Below are 21,454 nucleotides of genomic sequence, written 5' to 3' on the forward strand. Positions count from 1 at the left end.
GCCCGCCTGGTCATATATGCCATAACCTTCAGCTATTATAGAGTTTACGCGACCACGGGATGATTGGCGCGTGTTCACTTTGGTTTTAAGGTTTTGATAGGCGAGACAATTCTGAATCTGCTACAATAAGTTCAAAAATTGCCCCTTTACATCGATTTGACAACGTTGCAGGCACCTCTCGGGAATAATCATGATTACTAAAAACGGCATCGCGGTCTCTCCCGGCATTGCCGTCGGCGATGCTCTTGTTATCGGCACAGAAGATTTTCGGATTCCTCAACGATTTATTCCAAGACGAATTGTCGATCAGGAACTCGAACGTCTGCATCAGGCCCTCGAGAATGTTTCCGCTGAAATTCTGGAAAATGAACGCCTGGCGAATGAAGCGATTGGCCTGCAGTATGGCGCGATCTTCGCTGCTCACCTGCAAATGGCACAGGACCCAAAGCTGATTTCTGAAGTCGAACTACTGATTCGTGATCGTTGCTACAGTCCGGAATTCGCATCCAGTCGAACACTCAGAAAATATGCACGCCAATTTCAGGCTCTCGGAAATGCTTATTTTGCAGAGCGAGCCGCTGATATTTACGATCTTGAAAAACGGATTCTCCGTCATTTGCTGGGAGAACAACGGGAAAGTCTGGCGGAATTGACACAGCCTGTCATTGTGGTCGCCCATAATTTAACACCCAGTGAAACAGCCGGTCTGAAAAAAGATGTTGTCCTCGGTTTTGTGACCGAAGTCGGTGGTCGAACCAGTCACACTGCGATTCTGGCTGCAGCCTTGGAAATTCCGGCTATTGTCGGCATCGGCCCGTTTATCGCGGATATCTCAGGTGGCGATACCGTTGTCGTTGACGGCACGAGTGGCGAGTTCATCATCGATCCAGATGACGATACGCTGTTGCGAATCAATGAAGTTCGACAGAAGTACAAAAGCGTCTCAGATCGCCGCAGTCAGATGCGGGACCTGGTTTCTGAAACCAGAGATGGCCAGCGTATTTTTCTGATGGGAAATATTGAATTTCCTCAGGAAGCCGAGCAATGCGAACAAAAAGGCGCGGATGGAATTGGATTGTATCGAACTGAGTTTTTGTATCTCGGACGTGACACAATCCCAACTGAAGAAGATCATTATAATGCCTATCGAGAAGTGATTGAAGGTTTTCCAAATCAGCCGATCACAATTCGGACACTCGATCTGGGAGCCGACAAAATTCCAGGTTGGATTCGTCGTCAGTATTCCGATGATTCCAATCCTGCACTCGGATTACGCAGTATCCGCATGTCTCTGCACGATATGGATATGTTCAAGACTCAGTTGCGAGCGGTCCTGCGTGCTTCAGTGGGGGCACAGGTCGGAATTATGTTTCCGCTGGTTTCATCGCTCCTCGAATTCCGGCAAGCCCGATTGATTGTCCGGGAAGTGATGGAAGATCTGGAAGAGTTGAACATCCCATTCAATGCCGATATTGCACTCGGCATCATGGTTGAAGTTCCTGCAACGGTATTAATGGCCAAAGAATTTGCCCGTGAAGTCGATTTCTTTTCGATTGGGACAAACGACCTGATTCAATACACATTAGCGGCGGATCGTTCCGATCCTCAGGTCGCCAAATGGCATAATGCAGCCGACCCGTCCATTATTCGCATGATTGCGATGGTGATTGAAGCGGCAAAGAATGAGAACATCCCGGTCTCCGTTTGTGGACAGATGAGTTCCGATCCGAAATGTGTGCCGTTATTGATTGGCATGGGCATTCGGCAAATCAGTGTCAGTCCGCATGCGATTCCGGAAATCAAAGAAGTCATTCGGCATCTGACGCTGGAAAAGGCCGAAGCGATGGCCAAGTATGTGAAATCTCAGGAACTGGCCAGAGATATCGAAAGCTATCTCAACCGAGAACTTAGAAAACTGGTTCCAGATAATTCTCAATGATAAGAAGCGGCTTACCTTAACGGGCACCAGGTGAAAAGAACCAGGTGGCAATTCCAATGATCAGCGGAAAAGCCTGACAAATTGCCGTGATCAGATTGTCGCACCAGAATGGAAACATGGCTGAAGCCTTTGATGCCGGAGGAAATATTGTACTACCAGGTTGTGTGGGTCAGACTGTGCCTGACCTGCAACTCACAAATTTAGTGGCCTGTATTCAAGTGTAGGTCACAAAAAACACTTGAGGCGGAAAAGCATAAAAGACTGTCCGGAAAATCTCCGAACAGTCTTGTATCTCTCAAACACCACATTCGAATCACAAAGAGGCTTTCACGATGTGAATGGGAGTCTGTTGAGCGGATTTGACCTAGCTGATCGCGTCGCGAACTTTGCCGAACTGAGTGTTGGCGTTTGTTCCGATAGCCTTGATCGCTGTCAGACAGACAACGACGATCAGAGCCAGCATGACAGCGTATTCAACTGCAGTTGGGCCGTCTTCGCAAACCAGAAAGTGCTTTACATTGTCGATGACTTTTTTCATCTCGGGGTTCCTCTCAAAATCTTTTAACCTGACACATTTTATCTTTCAGACCATACTAAGTCTGAAAGTGACACCTGAATTTAGGGGACAGTCTTGTTGAATAATCAAAAGGTGTCCGCTGCGTCCCTCTCGGGGCTACCGATCAGTACCGCACACCACAAACTTATGTCAGGTTTCCGGTCAGGCAAATTTTATTTAGAATATTTTCGATATTCTCCTTAAGTTACCACTGCGGTACTATTTACTATGGGTTGAACGTTGTATTTCCCCAACAGTTGGTATTGCAGAAAAGCATCCTTCGATTTTCAGTCTGTTCCTAAGCAAGTTAATAGTATGCGATTTGAAACCCCTCCCCAGCCTGCTCCGTATTTAAGCAGGCAGGATCAGCGACGATTGCTCGGCATGGTGGCTGGACTGTCGTTCATTATGATTGCAATCTTATGGGCTGCCCGTCCAGAAACCTGGCACTGGTTGATTCCGCCCGATAATGAGTCCGCAGTAAATTCGCCACTCTCTGAGGGAAACGAAGCTCCTCCATTTTTGGCCAGCCAGGCTCCTGATCCTTTTGGAAGTTCGTCAAATGCGGTCAATTCGTCTGTTTCTCCCGTCGATACTGAGAATTCCTCGAAAGTAGGTTCAGCGACAAACATCCCGCCTGACTGGCTCGAAAGTATCAATGATCAATTCATGGGACTGCGTGTGGATGAATCGGATGCCTACTATCGAATACTGGCTCATGTCAGTCGACTCGACGAAGATCTGCTCAATGAAAAGGCTCGCAAAGATATTTTGCATGTCAATTTGATTCACTCTCCCAATTTATTTCGCGGAGAACTCATCTCCCTGAAAGGGACGGCTCGCCGTATTCTTCCGTTAAAAACAACTGATAATCCTTATGGTGTGAAAACGGCTTATGAGGTGTGGATTACCACCGAAGATTCCGGCAATGATCCCTGGCGCGTTGTAACAACATCTCTCGATAAACGACTCCCCCGTGGCGAGAACGTGAATGCTCCCGTCAAACTCGTTGGATATTTTTTCAAGCTGTACAGCTACGCTTCCAATGGTGGCCAGCATATGGCACCGCTTATTCTGTCTGCCCGAGTAGAGTCAAATATCGTCGTGCGGGTGGCTCCCTCTGGAACAGGATTACAGCCTTACATTATTCTCTTTGCGGCTCTGTTCGGGTTCGGAACCTTGCTGCTTGTTACGGCTTATCATCAGGGAGACCACATTTTCCGCACGGAAATCTCAAAGAAGTTTCGTCCAGAAGATCTGGAATCTCGAAAAGTGCTCCAGGAGATGGCCGGGAAGGAGTACGACCCGACAGAAATTCTCAGGCAGGCGAGCGATAACCAGAACGTTCCCAAGTGAGAAGCATTGTGCCTGTCCGGTCCGAACATTACGATCCAGTCTCTACGTTTCTGGAGAACTCAATAGAGGAATAACCTCATGTTGTTGGCGGGCGATATTGGTGGAACCAAAACTGTTCTGGCCTTGTTCGATGAGAACAATCCCAAAGAGATTATTAAGGAGCAGCGATACGTCTCTAAAGATTATTCGGATCTCGACGTAATCGTGCGGAAGTTCCTGAAAGATAATCCGTGTGAAATCGTCTCGGCTAGTTTTGGTGTCGCTGGACCTGTTGATAACGGCAAATGCAAAACGACGAATCTTCCCTGGATGGTCGATGAAGTTGTCCTGGCGGAGTGCGTCGGCACGAAGAAAACTCGAGTGATCAATGACCTGGAAGCGATGGCCTGGTCGGTCGAAATCCTGGACAAGAACGATCTGGTCTGCATTCACCAGGGCCGGGAGATTGATGATAACCGTGGCGTCATCGCTGCGGGTACTGGATTGGGTGAAGCGGGGATTTGGTACGGCACCCGTTACCATCCTTTTGGGAGTGAAGGCGGTCATGCCGACTTTTCGCCGAAATCACATGAAGAGGATGCCCTGCTCAGCTTCCTGCGAAACAAGTTCCAAAATGTATCCTGGGAACGCGTCCTTTCCGGCCCAGGCATTGAAAACATCTTTGAATTTCTGGTCAATACTTATCGAGAGAAACCAGCAGAGCACGTTGTTGAGAAGATGAAAGAAGAAATTCCGGCAGCCGTCATCACTGCGGCGGCTTTGGCCAGAGAATGCCCTGCCTGTATTCGAACAATGGAAATGTTCGTCGGCCTCTACGGAGCAGAAGCGGGCAATTTGGCCTTAAAACTGATGGCCTTTGGCGGCATGTATATTGGTGGCGGCATTGCTCCCAAAATATTGCCGCTACTCGACAGCGACACCTTCCGCGACGCCTTCTTAAGAAAAGGCCGATTTCGAGATGCCCTCTCCAGAATTCCAATTCATGTCATCATGACCAGCAAAGCCCCACTTCTGGGAGCGGCTCATGTGGCCGATCTGTTAGCCCATGATCAGCCCATTTTTTAGTGGTGTGAGTGAATTTCAGAAATTGTGAAACATACAAGCACGAAGCGCAAGCGAGTGTGCCAACTCATTTGGTCTCAACACACTCGCTTGCGCTTCGTGCTTGTATCCTGTGAATAAATTCTACTTCACCTGATCATAGAACGCTTTCTTCGCATCCGGATCTTCAAGGATTCCGAAACCACCTGTGGTTTCATCGTATGCAAACATCTGATAGTCCGGCAACGCATTGAATTCCATGTTGTTTTGCTTGATCACATCGACAATTTCCTGATAAGTCGGATTACGATCTTCAGTGGCTTTCATCAAATCGATCTGACGCTGAAAATTCAGCACATTCACTCTCGATGAAGCAGCAATATACCCGGTGAGAGCGGTCGATAACGGATCATTCCCTGTTACCTTGTTCTCGACTTCAATCAAAGCCGGGTTCTCGGCCATCACTTTATTCTTGTCGACAACTTCCTGAGTTTTCCGCTTCAACAGATTAGGCCGTTTTTCCGGCTCAGGAGCGGCAGCGGGCTCGTTTTCAGTTACCGTCGAATTCGGCTTACACCCTGGCACCAGCACAATTGCCATCACTAGCAGCAGTGTTATACGCATTAGTTCATTCATCAAAGAACTCCCAGCCACATTTTTACTGTTCAGATTACGATTCACTTATCGAGTTGCATCAGTTTCCACTAATCTATGTCAGCAATCAAGCCCGGCTCGAAATACGATTTGACGATTGAACCTGTCTCGATCACAATACAGACAGTCTAACAGTTCAGAAACAAACTGTTCACGAAACAACATAGATGCATTACGGCGGCTAAAATCAGTCTCCTTAGAAATTGAGTGAAATGTCGACTCCGAAATTATTATTGCTGGCTGGCGATTATGTTGAGGACTATGAAATCATGGTCCCCTTTCAGACTCTCTTAACACTGGGATACGAAGTCCATGCGGTCTGTCCGGGAAAGAAATCCGGCGATCAGGTTCGGACGGCCATTCACGATTTTGAAGGCGATCAGACTTACAGCGAAAAGCCGGGGCACAACTTCACACTCAATGCGGATTTCGATGCAATCACATTGAGTGATTACGCCGGTCTCGTCATTCCCGGCGGTCGAGCTCCCGAGTACTTGCGTCTGAATGAGAAGGTTCTGGAGATTGTTCGCGATTTCATGACTCAGAACAAGCCGGTCGCTGCAATTTGCCACGGCTTGCAAATTCTAGCCGCAGCGGGAGCTTTACAGGGGAGAAGTTGCACGGCTTATCCGGCCTGTGGTCCTGAAGTGTCGTTGGCGGGCGGGGATTTTGTCAGCAAAAATGTCGATGAAGCCTATGTCGATGGAAATCTTGTCACTGCTCCTGCCTGGCCAGCACATCCGGCCTGGATTCGAGAGTTTGTTAAAGTGCTCGGCGCGAAAATTCAACTCTAAGCCTCTTCTTGTCAGGAGAATTCTTCGAACTCGACGACTCAATAAAATATCGGATGGACTGGGATGATTAAACTGGGAGTGATAGGGGCGAGTGGACCTGAGTTTACACAGGTGTATGCACCCACGTTGAACTCTCTGCGAGAACGCGTACGAGTGACCGTTGTCTACGATTATGTTGCTCATTGTGCCCGTCAATCTGCTGAACTTGTCGAAGCGACCGTCTGTCGCTCCTTTCAGGAATTGATCCACAACTGGGATGTCGATGCCGTTCTGATGCTCTCTACAGGCTGGCCTGGCATACTCCCCTATGTCGAGTGTCTCAAACAGGACAAATCGGTTTATCTGGCGGAGACCTCTCTACTCTCTGATGTGGCTTTGAAGCAAATATCAGCTCTGGCGAAGTCGACGACTGCAGTCACCTCCGTGGAACATCGCCTTTGCTTTTCTCCGACAGGATTGCGATGTCAGGAACTGATGGCGAGTGAACTGGGGCCGCCACTGGAAATGACCTGTCAATTAAATTCTGAGCACTCAATGTCCGATCAAGCAGCCGAAATTGGGGCGGCTCTGGGATGGTTCCGCTGGCTCTTGCCGGGCTATAAATTCAATAGCACATCGATATCAATTCATCCACAGAAGTGGACTCTGCAATTTCATAAAACAACCAGGACTCAGGAAACGTCTGAGGTCCTGGTCCATTTCAGCTATCAACAGGAGTCCTCTCAGTATCACATCAAAACCAGACAGGGTCAGATCTGGATTGATGGAGAGTATCAGTTGATCTGGCAAAGCGAGGCTGAGCCAATTGGAAATTCTAATTCAGAAAACCTGTCCAACGAGCGACACACTACCGCCAGGCAGCTCGATTTCTTCTGCCGCAGACTCGTCGGTGGACTGATCCCGATTCATGACCTCAATAATCATCTGTGGTCTCAGCAACAAACCCGGCTGATTATGGATCAAGTTGAATCAGAATAGGAGTTACATCGGATTCTTATTTGAAGAATCTCAAGTGAGAGTGTCATCGCGAAGCGACAAACAAAGGTAACGATTCGTATTGTTTGTCCAGGATGTGAGAGCTGTCGCAGCTGAGCCAATTATCGAGAACTGTTGCGTAGACCTGTCGGAAATCTGTGTGAAACTTCAGGTCGCCATTGTCCAGGTTCGTCAAACTGGGATGTTTGCCGATGAGTCCGGTTTCGAGGTCGCTTCCCATCAGAAACATGGGAGCGGCGGTGCCGTGGTCGGTCCCGTCACTGGCATTCTGGGCGACACGTCGTCCAAACTCGCTGAAGCACATGGTCAACACTCGCTCCTGCATCCCTTTTTCACGCAGGTCTTGTGCAAACGAGTTGAGAGCATCGCCCAGTTCTCGCAATAATGCAGTGTGAGCAGGAGCTTGGAATGCATGGGTGTCGAACCCGTCAATTTCGACATAGTACACTCGGGCACCGATGTCCGAAGCGATCAGTTGTGAGACGGTTTTTAATTTACCAGCCAGTTCCGTCTCTGGATATTTCATATTTGAATTCTTACTTTTACTCACCTGCTGAAGTTTCTGGCTGACATCAATTGCAGTCGTTGTGCTTGTTTGTACAAAGTTGAGTAGAGAATCGGCTTCTGAATTTTCAGACTGAGCTAACGAACGCATCGCCTGGATGGAATCTTTTTCCTGAGTTTGCAATCGAAATTGCTCGATCGAACGAATCGAGGGAACCCTGTGATGCCGGCTGGCGACGGCCAACGGTTGCTTACGATTCCCAATGTGCATGCCGGTCGTCTCGGTCGATTCTCCCTCTGCCAGTTGATCAATTGCTCGACCGAGCCAGCCATCGGAACGATCTCCCGTTTTTCGCTGACACGTATGCCAGATATCCATCGATTCAAAATGAGACCGGTTCGGCTGAGCATAACCGACACCCTGCACAACACCCAATAAACCCGCTTCGAGCAATTCGGAGAACCCGTCCAGAGCCGGGTTAAATCCGAATTCATCATTGATTTTCAATACGTCTTTTTTGGGGACTGCCAGTTTGGGACGCTGCTTATAATACTCATCTTGAGTGTAAGGGATGATTGTATTGAGCCCATCGTTCCCGCCAGTCATCTGCACAACGACCAGGATATTCTCCTGCCCGGCAGCATTGTCTGCGATCTGTCCCCAGAATGCTGGAGCGGTTTGCTGGAATCCCAAAACCGCTAAGCCAGTTGCGGATAACTGCAGAATTTCACGTCGAACAAGAGACATGCTGTACTCCAATTGAAGTTAGACTGCGCGAGTTAAGCCAATTGATACTCGGGAAGTGATACAATTAACCCGAGCCCGCGTCTTAAATTATTTTCAAACGAACCGGAACCATGTTCGCATCGTTGAACGAGTTCAGAATGTTTAGGTTCACTCAAGGGTACTGCCAGCAGTATTTCTACAAACCAGTCGACCGCTTCCTGGAGCGATGTCACCCCGTGTGTTTTGCAATACTGACTTAAGGAACCACCTCCGAAGCGAGTTTCATCGCGTACCAGCAGGGATTGCATTAAATTGGCTCGCGCGAGCAGAGTCGATGAATTGATCCAGTTTCGACCGCCTTCCCAACCCTTCACATTTGGAGGATAAAAAAGTCTCTGGCCAAGTTCATCAAGACCTCTGTTCAACTCGAGTAGATTCGTTGTTCCTTCAAACGAATTGAGTAAGCCAATTGCAAAATCGACTGGAGAACGAATTTTCCGTCCCATCGCATAGTCCGAATAAAACAGATTACTCGACAGCATCGTTTCCAGCAGCGCCCCGGTCTCCAGACCAGAGTCGCGGAATTGACTGGCCAGTGGTTGAATTAATTCCGGATGCTGCAAACCTTCATCGGCAATGAAAAACTGCATCAATTTGCCGACGATAAATTCTGCCCCGGCTGGCTGTTTAAGAACCAGATCGACTCCCTGTTCTCCCGTAAATGTGCCTGTGTCATTGAATATGATCTTTTCATCGAAATCATGCTGGAAACGATTGAAGTAAAACTGATCGCGACGAATTTCCCAGCCTGTGAAACAGCGGGCCAGTTCCCGGATATCTTTTTCAGAGTAATTCCCTTCGCCAAGCACAAAGAGTTCCATAATCTCCCGAGCGAAATTCTCATTCGGATGAACTTTTCGGTTGGAGGCGGAATCCAGATAAATCAGCATGGCCGGGTCTTGAGAGATTGCATGGACGAGCGATCCAAAATTCCCGAGAGCATGTTCTCGGAGAATCTGATTCTGATCGAACATCAATTGAGCATCTTTGACCTTTTCCGCTCCTGTCGCGAAGTGTCCATGCCAGAAGAGTGTCATTTTCTCCAGGAGAGGAACCGATGTATTCAGCAATCGGTGAGTCCACCAGGCTGGTAAATTTTTGGCATCAGCTGTCGCGAGAACCGAACGGGCTAGAGACGCAGATACCTTTTCAACCTGTGGCGATTCCTGTCGATTCGAAATTTGCTCGGATGCCAATTGAAGGGGACTCTTTTGCAGGCCACTCTGCAACATTTCTGGATTGGCAGCGAAACCGCAGCGGCGATAAAAGTGGGCGACTTGCCTTTGTGTCCAATCCTCAGGTTGTTCTGGCTGATAAGCCGACCAGGCCCATTCAGGATCAATATTTGTCTGGCCAGATTTCATCATCAAACCTCACTGGAGATAAATTTATAATCTTAACCCTTAAGTTTGGAAACCAAGCCTTAGGTTATGCTGTGCCCGACGACATTGAAGGTGGCGCACAAATCATCAGGAACAGCCTGACCTGCATGATTTATGAAACAAACATGAACAGTCTACTCACGTGGACTCTTGTCGGCATTAATTTCAACTTCAAGCGTGAAGTCTAAAGTCGTTTCACTTGTTGATAACACAGCTTTGCTTCTTTTAAACAGACGAACGATTTTCACAAGAGAATCAATTTCAGTCTCGGCCTCCTCTTGAGTATGACCTTCTTTGAGCATATTCTGCGAAATGAGATGCTCTCGATTGTCGACGACAAGGCGAACCAGTTCTTTGACACTCAGGAGCATTGCTGTGTTTCGAATGTCTCCAGTGTCTTCTGCTGGCTCGACACTCAATCTCTCTTTCGAAGACGCCACGGCTTCTGCCAGTTCGCTGGTTGTGGAGATGATCATCAGGTTGTCGGAAAAAGCGATTGATGGAGAAAAGTTGTAATTGATGCGTGCTTCCGTATCGGGTTTCTGATCGACTTCGGGCACCATGTTGGTCGTGACCAGTTCGCCACCTTCAATCGATTCAAAATCAATTTCCAGCTGGGGCTGACCGTTCATCGCTCCCACGATGTTGAAAAAGCCAATCGCGTTGATGAAGTTTCGCCGAAACTCCTTCCGGGAGACTTTGGGATCTTTCAATTCCGTGACCAGTGCAAACCCCGGAAGTTTGATGGATGGAATCGGTTTATCTTCGGCAAATGTCTGCCGAGCAATCACAAATTGCATTTGCGGACTGATGCCTGAAAGCACTTCATCGGCGAAATTGCGACCGGAAAACAGGGTTGAAAGCCCGACATCAGCCTTGGCGAGATCGTCGTTGGCTTTTTCATCAAATAAGTCTCCAGCACGTTGAAACATCTGGCTGAGATCTCGATAGAATGAAATCGTCAACAGATGACCTGGTACATAAATCGGAGAGGATGCGGAGCCCGTCCCCTCGGGACCAAAGTAATGATTCCGTTCTTCGGAAATGGAACTTCGATCAAACGGGACGGAAAGCTTGAGCTTCAAACCCGAGTCGACTGTCTGCAGTTCTCCTGTTAGATAAGGTGTCTCATGAAAGGCACTGTAAAGTCCACCAAGCAAAAACTCTCCGCCGGGATCATCGGCTTTGTTACTATAAATGTTTTCATCTGGATTGGCGGCTCGAGCTGCGTCGATATCGATAAATAACCAGGCAATTGCATCGCCAGTTTTTGCATTGCTGGCATTCCGAAAGTTCTCTGTGCTTGAGAGCCCAGTATTTGAGTCGTCAATCAAAGCATCCAGCATGGAACGCCCAACGTCGCTTTTGTTGCCAATCAATATCCAGTTATTCCAGGTAGCAAACCCAAAATCACTTGCTTTAAAAACTTTCGCTTCACGATATTCAATCTGCTCAAAATGAGGTTCTTGTCCTTTGCTTTTTGCATCCCCTTCGATAAGTTCGACCAGAGAGTTTGTGATGTTATTTAATGCTTCCGCATCTTCAGCCTGCATAAGGAGCCCAACTCCATTCGAAACGGGATCGACTCCGATGCTGATTCCATGGTGAGTTAATTCGGCCAATGCCTCGGGCCATTTCTGCCCCAGCTTGGCTTCGACGACTTTCAAAGCAAATTGAAATTTCTGAAAGTCTTTTCCTTCCATCGCCTTCTTGATGGCTGGTATTGTCTTGAGTTCATCAAGCAGTTGGGAAATCTGAGGATTCTGCTGGGCTCCTTCAATTAAATCGACAGGTTGATCGACTTCGGCATAGATGATTGTGGTCGCTGGAAAATATCGAGCGGCATCACCTGCAGGAGCCTCAGCATAAATGCCCAGGCTAAATACAGCAGCAAGCATTCCTGAGTAAAAAGTCGTTTGAGCGAAAGTCTGCATAAAAGCATCATTCCAAAAGAGGGACTGAATTTGGTCTCTTATACTACTTTACTGCAGCTCATCCGGTTTCAAAAATAAGCCAGAACCGTGTGTCAGTCACGAAAACATCCCCTGAATAATTCTCCCAGTGAGTACAAAAGGCCAATATTCGAGAATTTGTGAGGGTTTTCGACTCAGTAATTGAAATTGAACGCACCCCTGCCTCTACTGAAAAGTGTCCATGTTTTTTTCCACAATTCCTGCTTGGGCCCGTGCATGTTTTCTGCTTTTGAAATCTTACTGTTACTCCCGTTTACGGCTCTGGCGGTTGGGCAGTTTTATCTGATCCTGCTAGTCCGCAAAGCTTTTCGAAAGCCTTCACCACCACAGCTTACAGATGCCGAATTTCCACGATTATTGATGGTTCTCTCTCTCAAAGGGGCCGATCCGGAGCTCAAATCGTGCCTGAAACGCCTCTGCACACAGGACTATCCCAACTATTGCTTACGACTCGTCATTGATTCACCAGAAGATCCAGCCTGGCCAATTGTGCGTGAGTTTCTGAATGAAAATCCCGATTCAGATTGCGATGTCATCAATCTGGGAAATCGGCTGTCAACCTGCAGTGGTAAGATTTCGGGAATGCTGCGAGGAACCGAGGACCTGGAGGATTTTGAGATCGTTGCTTTTGTCGATGGCGACGCTCAAATCGAGCCGTTCTGTTTGCGACGGCTCGCAGAAGGGTTAGCCGAACCTGAAGTCGGAGTGGTCACAGGCAACCGCTGGTATGTGCCTCAGTCTGCTCGGTTAGGAACGTTATGCTGCTACACATGGAATATGTATGCGGTGCCGATGATGATTGCCGCGAAAATTCCCTGGGGGGGATGCATGGCGGTTCGTTCTGAAGATTTGCAGCCGGGGCCTTTACGTGACCACTTGAAACGCTCTTTTGGAGAAGACAGTGCGATTGCCTCCTATATGCGTGACCAGGGAAAACAGACTCGTTTTTTACCGGACCTGCTCGTACTGAATCATGAGGATTGCGGCATGCAGCAACTTTACAATTTTGTCATTCGACAATACCTGACCGTTCGACTGCATAATCCCCATTGGAAAATTGTAGTGGCCTATAACCTGATTGTCAGCCTGCTGTTCAGCATCGCAATGCTGGGTTCAATGATTCCCAATCTCTATCAAAGTTCATTTTTGGCCGGCCTTACCATCACCACACTTTCGTCACTCGCACTGGCGATCACCATCCAGAACAAGGTTCGCGATCGTGTGCGAAAAATCGCAGGACGATCCATCTTCTGGGTCACCCCGGCTCGTTTCCTGGTCTTTCTCATCTCTATTCCCACGACCATGATGATCAATTTATTGACGACCGTTCAGTCATTATTCACAAGCGAGCATATCTGGCGCGGCCTGAAATATCGCTTCGGCGGCGATCCACCCATTCAAGTGATTGAGCCCAAAGAATCCCGAGAACATTCCGTTTCGCTACGAGTGTGATTATATAAGCACGAAGCCTAAGCGAGTGTGTCAACCCGAGAGAACACACTCGCTTAGGCTTCGTGCTTGTAGTTATGTCATATTGAAAGAAAAAAGACACCCACAAATGCGAGTGTCTCTATAAGCTTTCAATCTTCAACCAACATCGCCCTGCAGGAGCAAACGAAACGCACTTAAACCTTGTGCGCCCATGCGACTGCCCCCGGTCAAGCAGAATGCTTGTTTAGTCCCAGCTGAGGGTGCCTCCGGTTTGGTATTCGGTGACTCGGGTTTCGAAAAAGTTCTTTTCTTTGGCCAGGTCCATGGTTTCGCTCATCCACGGGAACGGGTTGCTGGAACCGTACTGGGTGGGCAGGCCAATTCTTTCGAGGCGTCGGTCGGCGATGTGCTGAACGTAATCGCGGAAGAGTTCGCCGTTGAGACCGAGGACGCCGCGGGGGAGGCAATCGGTAGAGTATTCGATTTCGAGTTCGACGGATTCACGAACCAGATCAAGAATTTCCTGCTGGAACTCGGGAGTCCAGACGTCCGGATTTTCGGATTTGATGCCGTTGATCAAATCGATCCCGAAGTTGAGGTGCGTCGTTTCATCCCGCAGAATGTACTGGAACTGCTCACCGATTCCGGTCATGAGGTTACGGCGATGGAAGGAAAGGATCATCACGAAGCCGGTGTAGAAGAAAATACCTTCCATGATGATGTAGTAGCCGATCAGGTTTCGCAGGAACTGTTTTCGGCCTTCGAACGTTTCGGTGGTAAAGTTCTCATCAAGCACCTCGGCAGTGAGCCGCATTTCGAATTCATCCTTACGGGCAATCGAAGGAACTTCATGGTACATGTTGAAGACTTCACTCTCGTTCAAGCCGAGAGAGTCGACAACGTACAGAAACGTATGCGTATGCACCGCTTCTTCAAACGCCTGCCGCAACAAATATTGACGACACTCCGCATTCGTCACATGCTTGAAGATCGCGAGCACGAGATTGTTTCCGACCAGCGATTCAGCGGTCGAGAAGAAGCCAAGGTTCCGCATGATGACACGACGTTCATCTTCAGAAAGCTTGCCCGACTTCCAGATTTCGATGTCCTTAGTCATCGCCACTTCAGTCGGCATCCAATGATTGGCACATCCATTCTGATAGTGTTCCCAAGCCCAATTGTACTTAATCGGCATGAGCTGATTAACGTCCACTTTCGCACAATTGATGAGGCGTTTTTCGTTCGCTTTGAAGCGTTCGGTGGGAGTGTCGAGCAGTTGTTGTTCTTGGATACTGAGGTTTGACATAGTCGAAATCCTTTCGAGGGAGGCGTTAGTAGTTGGGCGTTAGGCGTTAGTTTTTAGAGAAAAAAGTTTATAAATAAATTCAGCAATTTTTAGTAAACACGAGCCGCATGGGATGTTCTTGCAATATTATTCGCATTGATGATGTTGCGTAATGATTCCAGACGCAGATTATCAATCTCATTGTCAAAGCGTTTTGCCCGAAGTAGTTCTTCATCCATTAATTCAGTCTTGCTCCATTTTAGAAATAGTGTTTTTACTTCTTCTGGATTGGCTGGGCGTGAGATGCTGTGGTCGCGGATGTAGATGGTGTTCTGAAAATAGTAGGCTGGTTCAGTTTGTTGTTCAGACACAGTGATAAGTAAAACAAAGTGGTTGTCGACTGAGCACTGATGGCATTTGACTTTAGGCATAGGATTTAAATTTCCAACCAAACCCATTATGCGATCAACAACATTTTCTCTGTCTTGAGTTGTGATTTCATTCTGAGGTTTTACTGCGAAACCCTGTGCATTGATTCCAAGTAATACTTCTCCTCCACCTGAGTTGGCAAAGGCGACTGTCTCTTTTGTTATTTTATCAGCTTGCTGAGGAATTGACTCCTTGAATTCAACCTTGCTATTTTCGCCTTGAGCAATCAGGTCGAAGACACGGTTCGTATTTTCCTGGGAAGCCCAAGCGGGTAGTTTCTCTTCCATGAACGACCTTACAATTTTTTGAGTGAATGTCCCAATTTCGTCAGCATCTTTCCGACTTCTTGAGAAAGATGCCATGCTGATTTGACCGTCTCGCGGTCGCAAAAGTTCAATCGGACCGAAAGTTCCATTTGTGTTTCAACTTCCATCAGGGAACCGCGGGCGATATTTACGTGGCGGCGATAATCCCCACCGCCACGTCCGTATCCCTCAGCGATATTACTAGGCACCGAAACAGCTGCCCGACGAATTTGAGAAGTAAGTCCAAACTGTTCAGAAGATGGGAACTGAGTGGAAAACTTGTAGACCTCTTCCACCAAAGTCATCGCTTTGCTCCAAACCAGCAAATCGCGATACCCCATTTCTCCAGACATGGATTCCTCGCAAACTCATCTAATATCCCTAACGCCTAACAACTAACGCCCAACGCCTACTGACATGCTTCACAGTCCGGATTATTCGGATCACAAACCTGGCCAACCATCGTCGCGGGAATCTCCACGGCTACTTCTTCCGCGTGGGGGCGGTCGAGGCGGATGTCGTTGGAGGCGGATTTGTTTTTCATCCAGCGGGGCTGGATGCCGAATTTGTTGACGTCGACAGTCGACTTCTCCACCTGAGTCGCAGCCAATGAACGCAGGTAGTATGTTGTTTTCAGGCCCTTCTTCCATGCGGCGAAGTACATGTCGTGCAGTTTCTTACCGCTCGGGTCCTGCATATACAGGTTGAGCGATTGTCCCATGTCGATCCATTTCTGACGACGGGCGGCACATTCGAGCAGCCAGTGAGGCTCGACTTCGAAAGCGGTTTTGTATCGCTCTTTGATGTCGGCTGGGACGCGAGCAATTTCGGAGAGGATGCCGTCGTAATACTTCAGGGCATCGAGCATGTCAGTGTCCCAGAGATTACGATCTTTAAGCTCGTTAACAAGAACAGTACTCACCTGTGTGAATTCCCCGGAGAGGTTACTCTTCACATACAGATGCTTGTAACTCGGTTCGATGGATTGTGAAACGCCAATGATCGTTGAGATCGTTGCGGTAGGGGCAATCGCCATGCAGTTACTGTTTCGCATGCCGTACTTGGCGACAGATTCCCGAACGGGTGTCCAATCGAGTGAGGCACTGCGATCGACATCAATCGCCTGACCACGCTCTGCTTCGAGGACGGCCAGGGTATCGATTGGCAATAAGCCACGATCCCATTTCGAACCTTCGTAAGTGGAATACTGACCGCGCTCTTTGGCCAGTTGGGAAGAAGCCAGAATCGCATGATAGGAAATCGCTTCCATGCTGCGATCTGCAAATTCGACTGCTGCATCACTGGAATAGCTCAAGCCTTGTGCCAGCAGTGCATCCTGGAAGCCCATCACGCCGAGACCAACCGGACGATGCCGTTTGTTGGCATTGGCGGCTTGATCAGTCGGATAGAAGTTAATGTCGATCACATTGTCGAGCATACGCATCGCAATGGTGACCGTTTCCTGCAACATGTCGAGGTCGAATTTTCCGTCGCGAACGTGAACCTTGAGGTTAATAGAGCCGAGGTTACAGACAGCCGTTTCACTTTCGGAGGTGTTGAGCAGAATTTCGGTACACAGGTTACTGCTGTGAACGACTCCGCAATGATCCTGAGGCGAGCGGACATTGGACGGATCTTTCCACGTAATCCAGGGATGTCCGGTTTCGAAGAGGCGAGTCAGCATTTTTCTCCACAATTCCATGGCACTGACTTTTCGGCTCAATCGCAGTTCACCTTCGGCTGCCAACTTCTCGTAATAGGTGTAGCGATCTTCAAAGGCTTTGCCGGTCAGGTCGTGGAGATCGGGAACTTCGTCGGGACTGAACAGCGTCCATTCCAGATTGGCTTCCACGCGTTTCATGAACAGATCGGGAATCCAGTTAGCGGTGTGCATGTCGTGAGTACGGCGGCGATCGTCTCCAGTGTTCTTGCGGAGATCGAGGAAATCTTCGATATCCATATGCCACGATTCAAGATACGCACAGACGGCTCCCTTGCGTTTGCCACCCTGATTTACCGCGACGGCTGTGTCGTTGACGACTTTCAGGAACGGAATCACACCCTGACTCTGGCCGTTGGTGCCGTGAATGTGTGCGTTGGTCGCACGAATATTCGTCCAGTCGTTTCCGAGTCCGCCAGCCCATTTGGACAACTTGGCGTTATCGGAGATGAGGCGGAAGATATCTTCGAGATCGTCATCGACGGTTGACAGGTAGCAGGAACTCAATTGCGGATGCGGTGTGGCGGCATTGAATAATGTCGGAGTTGCAGATGTGAATCGCATCGAGGAAAGAATGTTGTAGAACTCGATCGCCCGCTGCTCTTTCAGCTCCCCTTCATTAAGAGCCAGTCCCATCGAAACTCGCATCCAGAAGAACTGAGGCGATTCGATACGACGACCATCGACATGAATCAAATATCGATCGTAAATGGTCTGCAAGCCGAGGTATTGAAAGAGATGATCGCGTTCAGGTTCGAGTGCATCTGCCAGTTCGGTCAGATTGAATTCCCGCAGGTCTGGCGAGAGTCGCTCGGCTGTGATGCCATCGATAATATAGTGTTCGAACTGATTGCGATAAACCTGAGGCAACTTCTTAGCCGAAGGGGCACTGCCGAGTGAGTCGTGATAAATGACGTTGAGCATCAGGCGGGCAGCGACGGTATCGTAAATGGGATCGCGTTCAATCCGACAACGAGCAGCCAGAATCATCGCCCGATAAATTTCACGAGTCGTAATGCCATCGTAAATCGACTTGAGGACTTCTTCCTGCAAATCGTTGATCGAACAGACATCTTCCAGACCTTCGCAAGCCTGAGCGAGCCGTTGTTCGATGCGATTGGAATCGAAAGGAACACGAACGCCATCGTCGAGTGTGACATAAGTTTGTGCGCGGTCGGATCCTTCGTCGGCAAAACCTTCATCACCCCGCAAAGCCCGCAGCTTCGCATGCTCAGCACGATAGACGATATAACGTCGAGCAACACGATAAAGCCCGTGCTTCATCATCAGCATTTCGACGGCATCCTGCACTTCTTCAACGCCGACTCCCTTGTCGGAACTGGCGGAATTGGCAATCTGCTCAGCGACTTCCTGGGTAATTGTCTTGATTGTATCGACAACTTCCGTATCAAGAGGCTGCTTATCAGCCAAATTCAACTCGGCTCGGTAAGCGTTCTCCATGGCCCGACCAATGCGGCCCATATCGAAAGAACTTACTCGGCCATCTCGTTTACGAACGATCCAATCTGTTTGCGGGCGAACCATATTCGACCAGCTCCTCTGAAAAAATTGATTCCAATTGCCTGAACTTACCAAACTCCGCTGGCTCTACTTCTCTCTCAACTCGTGCAAATCCGCGCATACCGGTAGCGTCGTGAACAACGGTGTAAAAAAATTGATCACCTGCCAGAAACGCGAATCGGCAATCCGCCAGACCATTTTCAAATGGTTACTGCAGTCGCATGAGAATCAAATGACAGCAAAACGCTGTGTTTGCTCCTGCCGTATGCTGCAGAGAATTATTGAAGATGCTCTAGAACGCGGAAATGATCATGTCTGCCCTGCTCCAGATACGAAGCCATGCCCTGGATGAAAATAGGAAACGGCAATCATTTTGAAGAGATTCAGCACGACTGACTCCATTCTGTCATTGTTATCGACAGTAAACATAAGAACACTGTACAAAATCGGATGCATTATGATGAAAATAACGCATGAACTCAGATCTGTTGAACGCTTAGTCTGAGTTGTAAAACACGTATCCTGAACCAGAACTACTTCTTGCAGCTGAGATGTGATTGTGTTTGACGGCCCCAATATAAAGGAACCGTGAAGACTGTCAACACTAAATATTGTATGTCTCGACATTTTATACCACAAGAGATAAATCCATTTTGTGGAAAAGTTCGTAAGTTGTACTCTCTCATTGAGTTTCCAGATTTAAACCTGTCGACAACGTGTTGATAACCAGAAATTGGCACGCGATTAATAGTGTACGAGATTCTGGATTTCGAGTTTCGGAGGTGTCACCTTTGAAGCAAGATGGAGTCCATTTCGTGGGCGACAACTGATAGCAACATGCTGATAGCATTGAAGTTACAGCAAGTTTAGACAAGCAGTTTTCATTTCAGTGAACTTTCGATGATAAACTTTAGATAATTTTTCAAATCTCAGGAATGCCTTGGCTTTGATTGTGACGTTTGTAACGGTTGTGACGATATCGAAAGAAGGGAGTGTAACTTGCGCGGACATGGTGTTCGTTCTGAATTGTGGAACAAACTCACCCCGGAAAGTGAAATCATGAGTATTTGTCAGGGCTGTCATGCCGGTTGTTGTCGCTCATTTGCGATACCAATTAACGGTGCCGATATGATGACCCTGGAGCGGGAAACCGGGAAGACGTTCTGGGACTTTGGTTGCCGCTGGGAGGATCCCGAAGGTTCGATCGCAGCCGACTATGCTCCTCACTTCTTCTTCCAGGATGAACCTCAAACGCCTTTTGTGATTTGTCTGAAACACGAACAGAGTCGCATCTTTAAGAAATCGACCTGCTGCTCTTTCCTGAAGGAAACGCCACCCGATAAGGATCATCCCCTCGGGCAATCGCAATGTGGAATTTATCACGCACGTCCCTCCGCCTGTCGTGTGTTTCCAACGAAGTTCGATGTTGAAAATGAATTGCCTATCATTCATCCAGTCCCGGAGTATGGTCGAGAAGATCATCAACCGGAATTCAAACTCTGTCCACGGCAGTGGACCCCGGCTGATGTCGATCCCATAAACGGGACCAGCGATCTGGTCATCGCACGTTATGAAGCTCGCTTCTTTAAGCAAATCGCGAAGTTGTGGAATCAGAAAGTCGGCCCCTGGTCTGTCTTTCCCGATTTCATTCGCAATGTTTATCAGAATCGTGTACAGCCAATTTCAGAGGAAGCTTTTGCCGATGAAGAGCCATATGTGCTGAAGATGTCTGCTTATGATGCTCAAAAACGGCGATGTGCGTGATGAACGAGGATTCTCTGCATCTCCCTGCGGCTTCCCTTTCTACGTTAAAGATGCGTGCAAAACTGCTTGGAGAGATTCGACAGTACTTCGAATCTCATGAATACTTCGAAGTGGAAACACCACTGCTCTGTCGCGAGTCAGTGATCGATGCACATCTCGATCCGTTTGTTGTGGAACTTTCGAATGGATCATCGACGTCACCAGTGCAAGCCTATTTGCAAACCTCGCCCGAGTTCTGCATGAAACGTCTACTTGTCGCAGGAGCGGAACGCATTTATCAACTATGCAAAGCGTTTCGTCGTGATGAAACCGGACGATTGCACAACCCGGAATTCACCATGCTCGAATGGTATGCCGTCGGAATTGATCAAATTGAACAGATGGACTTTATTGAATCACTTAGTAGACAGGTCCTGCGATATTCCGTGTTGATTGAGGGTTTGCCAGCCAGATTTGTGCGCGTCAGTTATGAGCAGGCTTTTCAAAAATCGCTAAATATCTCGCCTCTGGAATGCACGGTAGAAGAAATGATCCAGGTTGCTCAACGTACGATTCCAGATGAAATTCCCGTGAATCACAAGGGTGAAAATGAAGGCAAAGACTTCTGGTGTGATCTGCTCCTGACTGCTTGTGTCGAAGACTGGTTAAAAAAACAGCGAGCTGTTTTTGTTTACGATTATCCGGTTTCACAGGCAGCTCTGGCAAGAGTTTCGCCGACTGATCCTCGCGTCGCTGAGCGGTTCGAGTTGTTTCTCGATGGAATCGAAATTAGCAATGGATATCGGGAACTGCTCGATGCTGAAGAACTCGAACGGCGAAATATCATTCAGAATCAGTTACGAATCGATCAGGGATTACAACCACTTCCCGAGACACGCCACTTACTCTCAGCCATGCGACAAGGCTTGCCCGATTGCACGGGGGTTGCATTAGGCGTCGATCGTTTACTGATGTTAGCCTTAGATTGTAAATCGATTGATCAGGTGCAGGCCTTTCCGTTTTCGCGTGTGTGAAAAC

At 48.3% G+C, this 21,454-nt stretch carries 17 protein-coding genes; 8 read left to right on the forward strand and 9 right to left on the reverse strand.

Annotated elements, in window-relative coordinates:
- Nucleotides 1-190 precede the first annotated feature (190 nt).
- A complete protein-coding gene (gene ptsP / locus Pan54_RS25160) occupies nucleotides 191-1,939 on the forward strand; it encodes a phosphoenolpyruvate--protein phosphotransferase (RefSeq protein ID WP_146506184.1) in 1,749 nt (582 codons plus the stop codon).
- Nucleotides 1,940-2,303: 364 nt separating this feature from the next.
- On the opposite strand, the gene Pan54_RS25165 is transcribed toward ptsP, so the two are convergent.
- A complete protein-coding gene (locus Pan54_RS25165; RefSeq protein ID WP_146506185.1) occupies nucleotides 2,304-2,477 on the reverse strand; it encodes a Flp family type IVb pilin in 174 nt (57 codons plus the stop codon).
- A 333-nt stretch (nucleotides 2,478-2,810) separates the two neighbouring features.
- Here Pan54_RS25165 and Pan54_RS25170 point away from each other — a divergent pair, with 333 nt between their 5' ends.
- Nucleotides 2,811-3,851, forward strand: a complete 1,041-nt coding sequence (locus Pan54_RS25170) for a hypothetical protein (RefSeq protein ID WP_146506186.1) — start codon at nucleotides 2,811-2,813, stop codon at nucleotides 3,849-3,851.
- Between the two features lie 78 nt (nucleotides 3,852-3,929).
- The gene (glk, locus tag Pan54_RS25175; RefSeq protein ID WP_146506187.1) at nucleotides 3,930-4,916 is read left to right on the forward strand and encodes a glucokinase; all 987 of its coding nucleotides are present in this window, start codon (nucleotides 3,930-3,932) and stop codon (nucleotides 4,914-4,916) included.
- A 120-nt stretch (nucleotides 4,917-5,036) separates the two neighbouring features.
- Here glk and Pan54_RS25180 read toward each other — a convergent pair whose 3' ends face one another.
- Nucleotides 5,037-5,516, reverse strand: a complete 480-nt coding sequence (locus Pan54_RS25180) for a hypothetical protein (protein WP_146506188.1) — start codon at nucleotides 5,514-5,516, stop codon at nucleotides 5,037-5,039.
- 242 nt (nucleotides 5,517-5,758) lie between these two features.
- Between Pan54_RS25180 and Pan54_RS25185 the strand changes: the two genes are divergently transcribed.
- Complete coding sequence (locus tag Pan54_RS25185; protein ID WP_146506189.1) at nucleotides 5,759-6,340, forward strand: DJ-1/PfpI family protein; 582 nt, start codon at nucleotides 5,759-5,761, stop codon at nucleotides 6,338-6,340.
- A 63-nt stretch (nucleotides 6,341-6,403) separates the two neighbouring features.
- Nucleotides 6,404-7,318 (forward strand): hypothetical protein, encoded by a 915-nt coding sequence (locus tag Pan54_RS25190; protein ID WP_146506190.1) that lies wholly within the window; start codon nucleotides 6,404-6,406, stop codon nucleotides 7,316-7,318.
- Between the two features lie 43 nt (nucleotides 7,319-7,361).
- Here Pan54_RS25190 and Pan54_RS25195 read toward each other — a convergent pair whose 3' ends face one another.
- From Pan54_RS25195 to Pan54_RS25205, 3 genes are all read right to left on the reverse strand, one after another.
- A complete protein-coding gene (locus tag Pan54_RS25195) occupies nucleotides 7,362-8,588 on the reverse strand; it encodes a DUF1501 domain-containing protein (protein ID WP_146506191.1) in 1,227 nt (408 codons plus the stop codon).
- A 32-nt stretch (nucleotides 8,589-8,620) separates the two neighbouring features.
- Nucleotides 8,621-9,994: a DUF1800 domain-containing protein gene (locus tag Pan54_RS25200; RefSeq protein ID WP_146506192.1), complete on the reverse strand. Its 1,374-nt coding sequence runs from the start codon at nucleotides 9,992-9,994 to the stop codon at nucleotides 8,621-8,623.
- Between the two features lie 149 nt (nucleotides 9,995-10,143).
- The gene (locus Pan54_RS25205) at nucleotides 10,144-11,943 is read right to left on the reverse strand and encodes a hypothetical protein (RefSeq protein WP_146506193.1); all 1,800 of its coding nucleotides are present in this window, start codon (nucleotides 11,941-11,943) and stop codon (nucleotides 10,144-10,146) included.
- A gap of 255 nt (nucleotides 11,944-12,198) precedes the next feature.
- On the opposite strand from Pan54_RS25205, the gene Pan54_RS25210 reads away from it, so the two are divergent.
- Entirely contained in the window at nucleotides 12,199-13,434 is a 1,236-nt protein-coding gene (locus Pan54_RS25210) for a glycosyltransferase (protein WP_146506194.1), read from the forward strand.
- A gap of 223 nt (nucleotides 13,435-13,657) precedes the next feature.
- On the opposite strand, the gene Pan54_RS25215 is transcribed toward Pan54_RS25210, so the two are convergent.
- From Pan54_RS25215 to Pan54_RS25230, 4 genes are all read right to left on the reverse strand, one after another.
- The gene (locus tag Pan54_RS25215; RefSeq protein ID WP_146506195.1) at nucleotides 13,658-14,719 is read right to left on the reverse strand and encodes a ribonucleotide-diphosphate reductase subunit beta; all 1,062 of its coding nucleotides are present in this window, start codon (nucleotides 14,717-14,719) and stop codon (nucleotides 13,658-13,660) included.
- 89 nt (nucleotides 14,720-14,808) lie between these two features.
- Complete coding sequence (locus tag Pan54_RS25220) at nucleotides 14,809-15,414, reverse strand: AlbA family DNA-binding domain-containing protein (RefSeq protein ID WP_165441975.1); 606 nt, start codon at nucleotides 15,412-15,414, stop codon at nucleotides 14,809-14,811.
- Between the two features lie 8 nt (nucleotides 15,415-15,422).
- Nucleotides 15,423-15,785: a four helix bundle protein gene (locus Pan54_RS25225; RefSeq protein WP_242631428.1), complete on the reverse strand. Its 363-nt coding sequence runs from the start codon at nucleotides 15,783-15,785 to the stop codon at nucleotides 15,423-15,425.
- Between the two features lie 56 nt (nucleotides 15,786-15,841).
- Nucleotides 15,842-18,697 (reverse strand): ribonucleoside-diphosphate reductase subunit alpha, encoded by a 2,856-nt coding sequence (locus tag Pan54_RS25230; protein ID WP_146506197.1) that lies wholly within the window; start codon nucleotides 18,695-18,697, stop codon nucleotides 15,842-15,844.
- Between the two features lie 1,035 nt (nucleotides 18,698-19,732).
- Between Pan54_RS25230 and Pan54_RS25235 the strand changes: the two genes are divergently transcribed.
- Both Pan54_RS25235 and epmA read left to right on the forward strand, forming a co-directional pair.
- Nucleotides 19,733-20,437 (forward strand): YkgJ family cysteine cluster protein, encoded by a 705-nt coding sequence (locus Pan54_RS25235; RefSeq protein WP_146506198.1) that lies wholly within the window; start codon nucleotides 19,733-19,735, stop codon nucleotides 20,435-20,437.
- Complete coding sequence (epmA, locus tag Pan54_RS25240; protein ID WP_242631429.1) at nucleotides 20,437-21,450, forward strand: EF-P lysine aminoacylase EpmA; 1,014 nt, start codon at nucleotides 20,437-20,439, stop codon at nucleotides 21,448-21,450. The genes Pan54_RS25235 and epmA overlap by 1 nt, the downstream gene beginning before the upstream one ends.
- The last annotated feature ends 4 nt before the right edge of the window (nucleotides 21,451-21,454 follow it).

This window comes from Rubinisphaera italica, from assembly GCF_007859715.1.
Classification (GTDB): domain Bacteria; phylum Planctomycetota; class Planctomycetia; order Planctomycetales; family Planctomycetaceae; genus Rubinisphaera; species Rubinisphaera italica.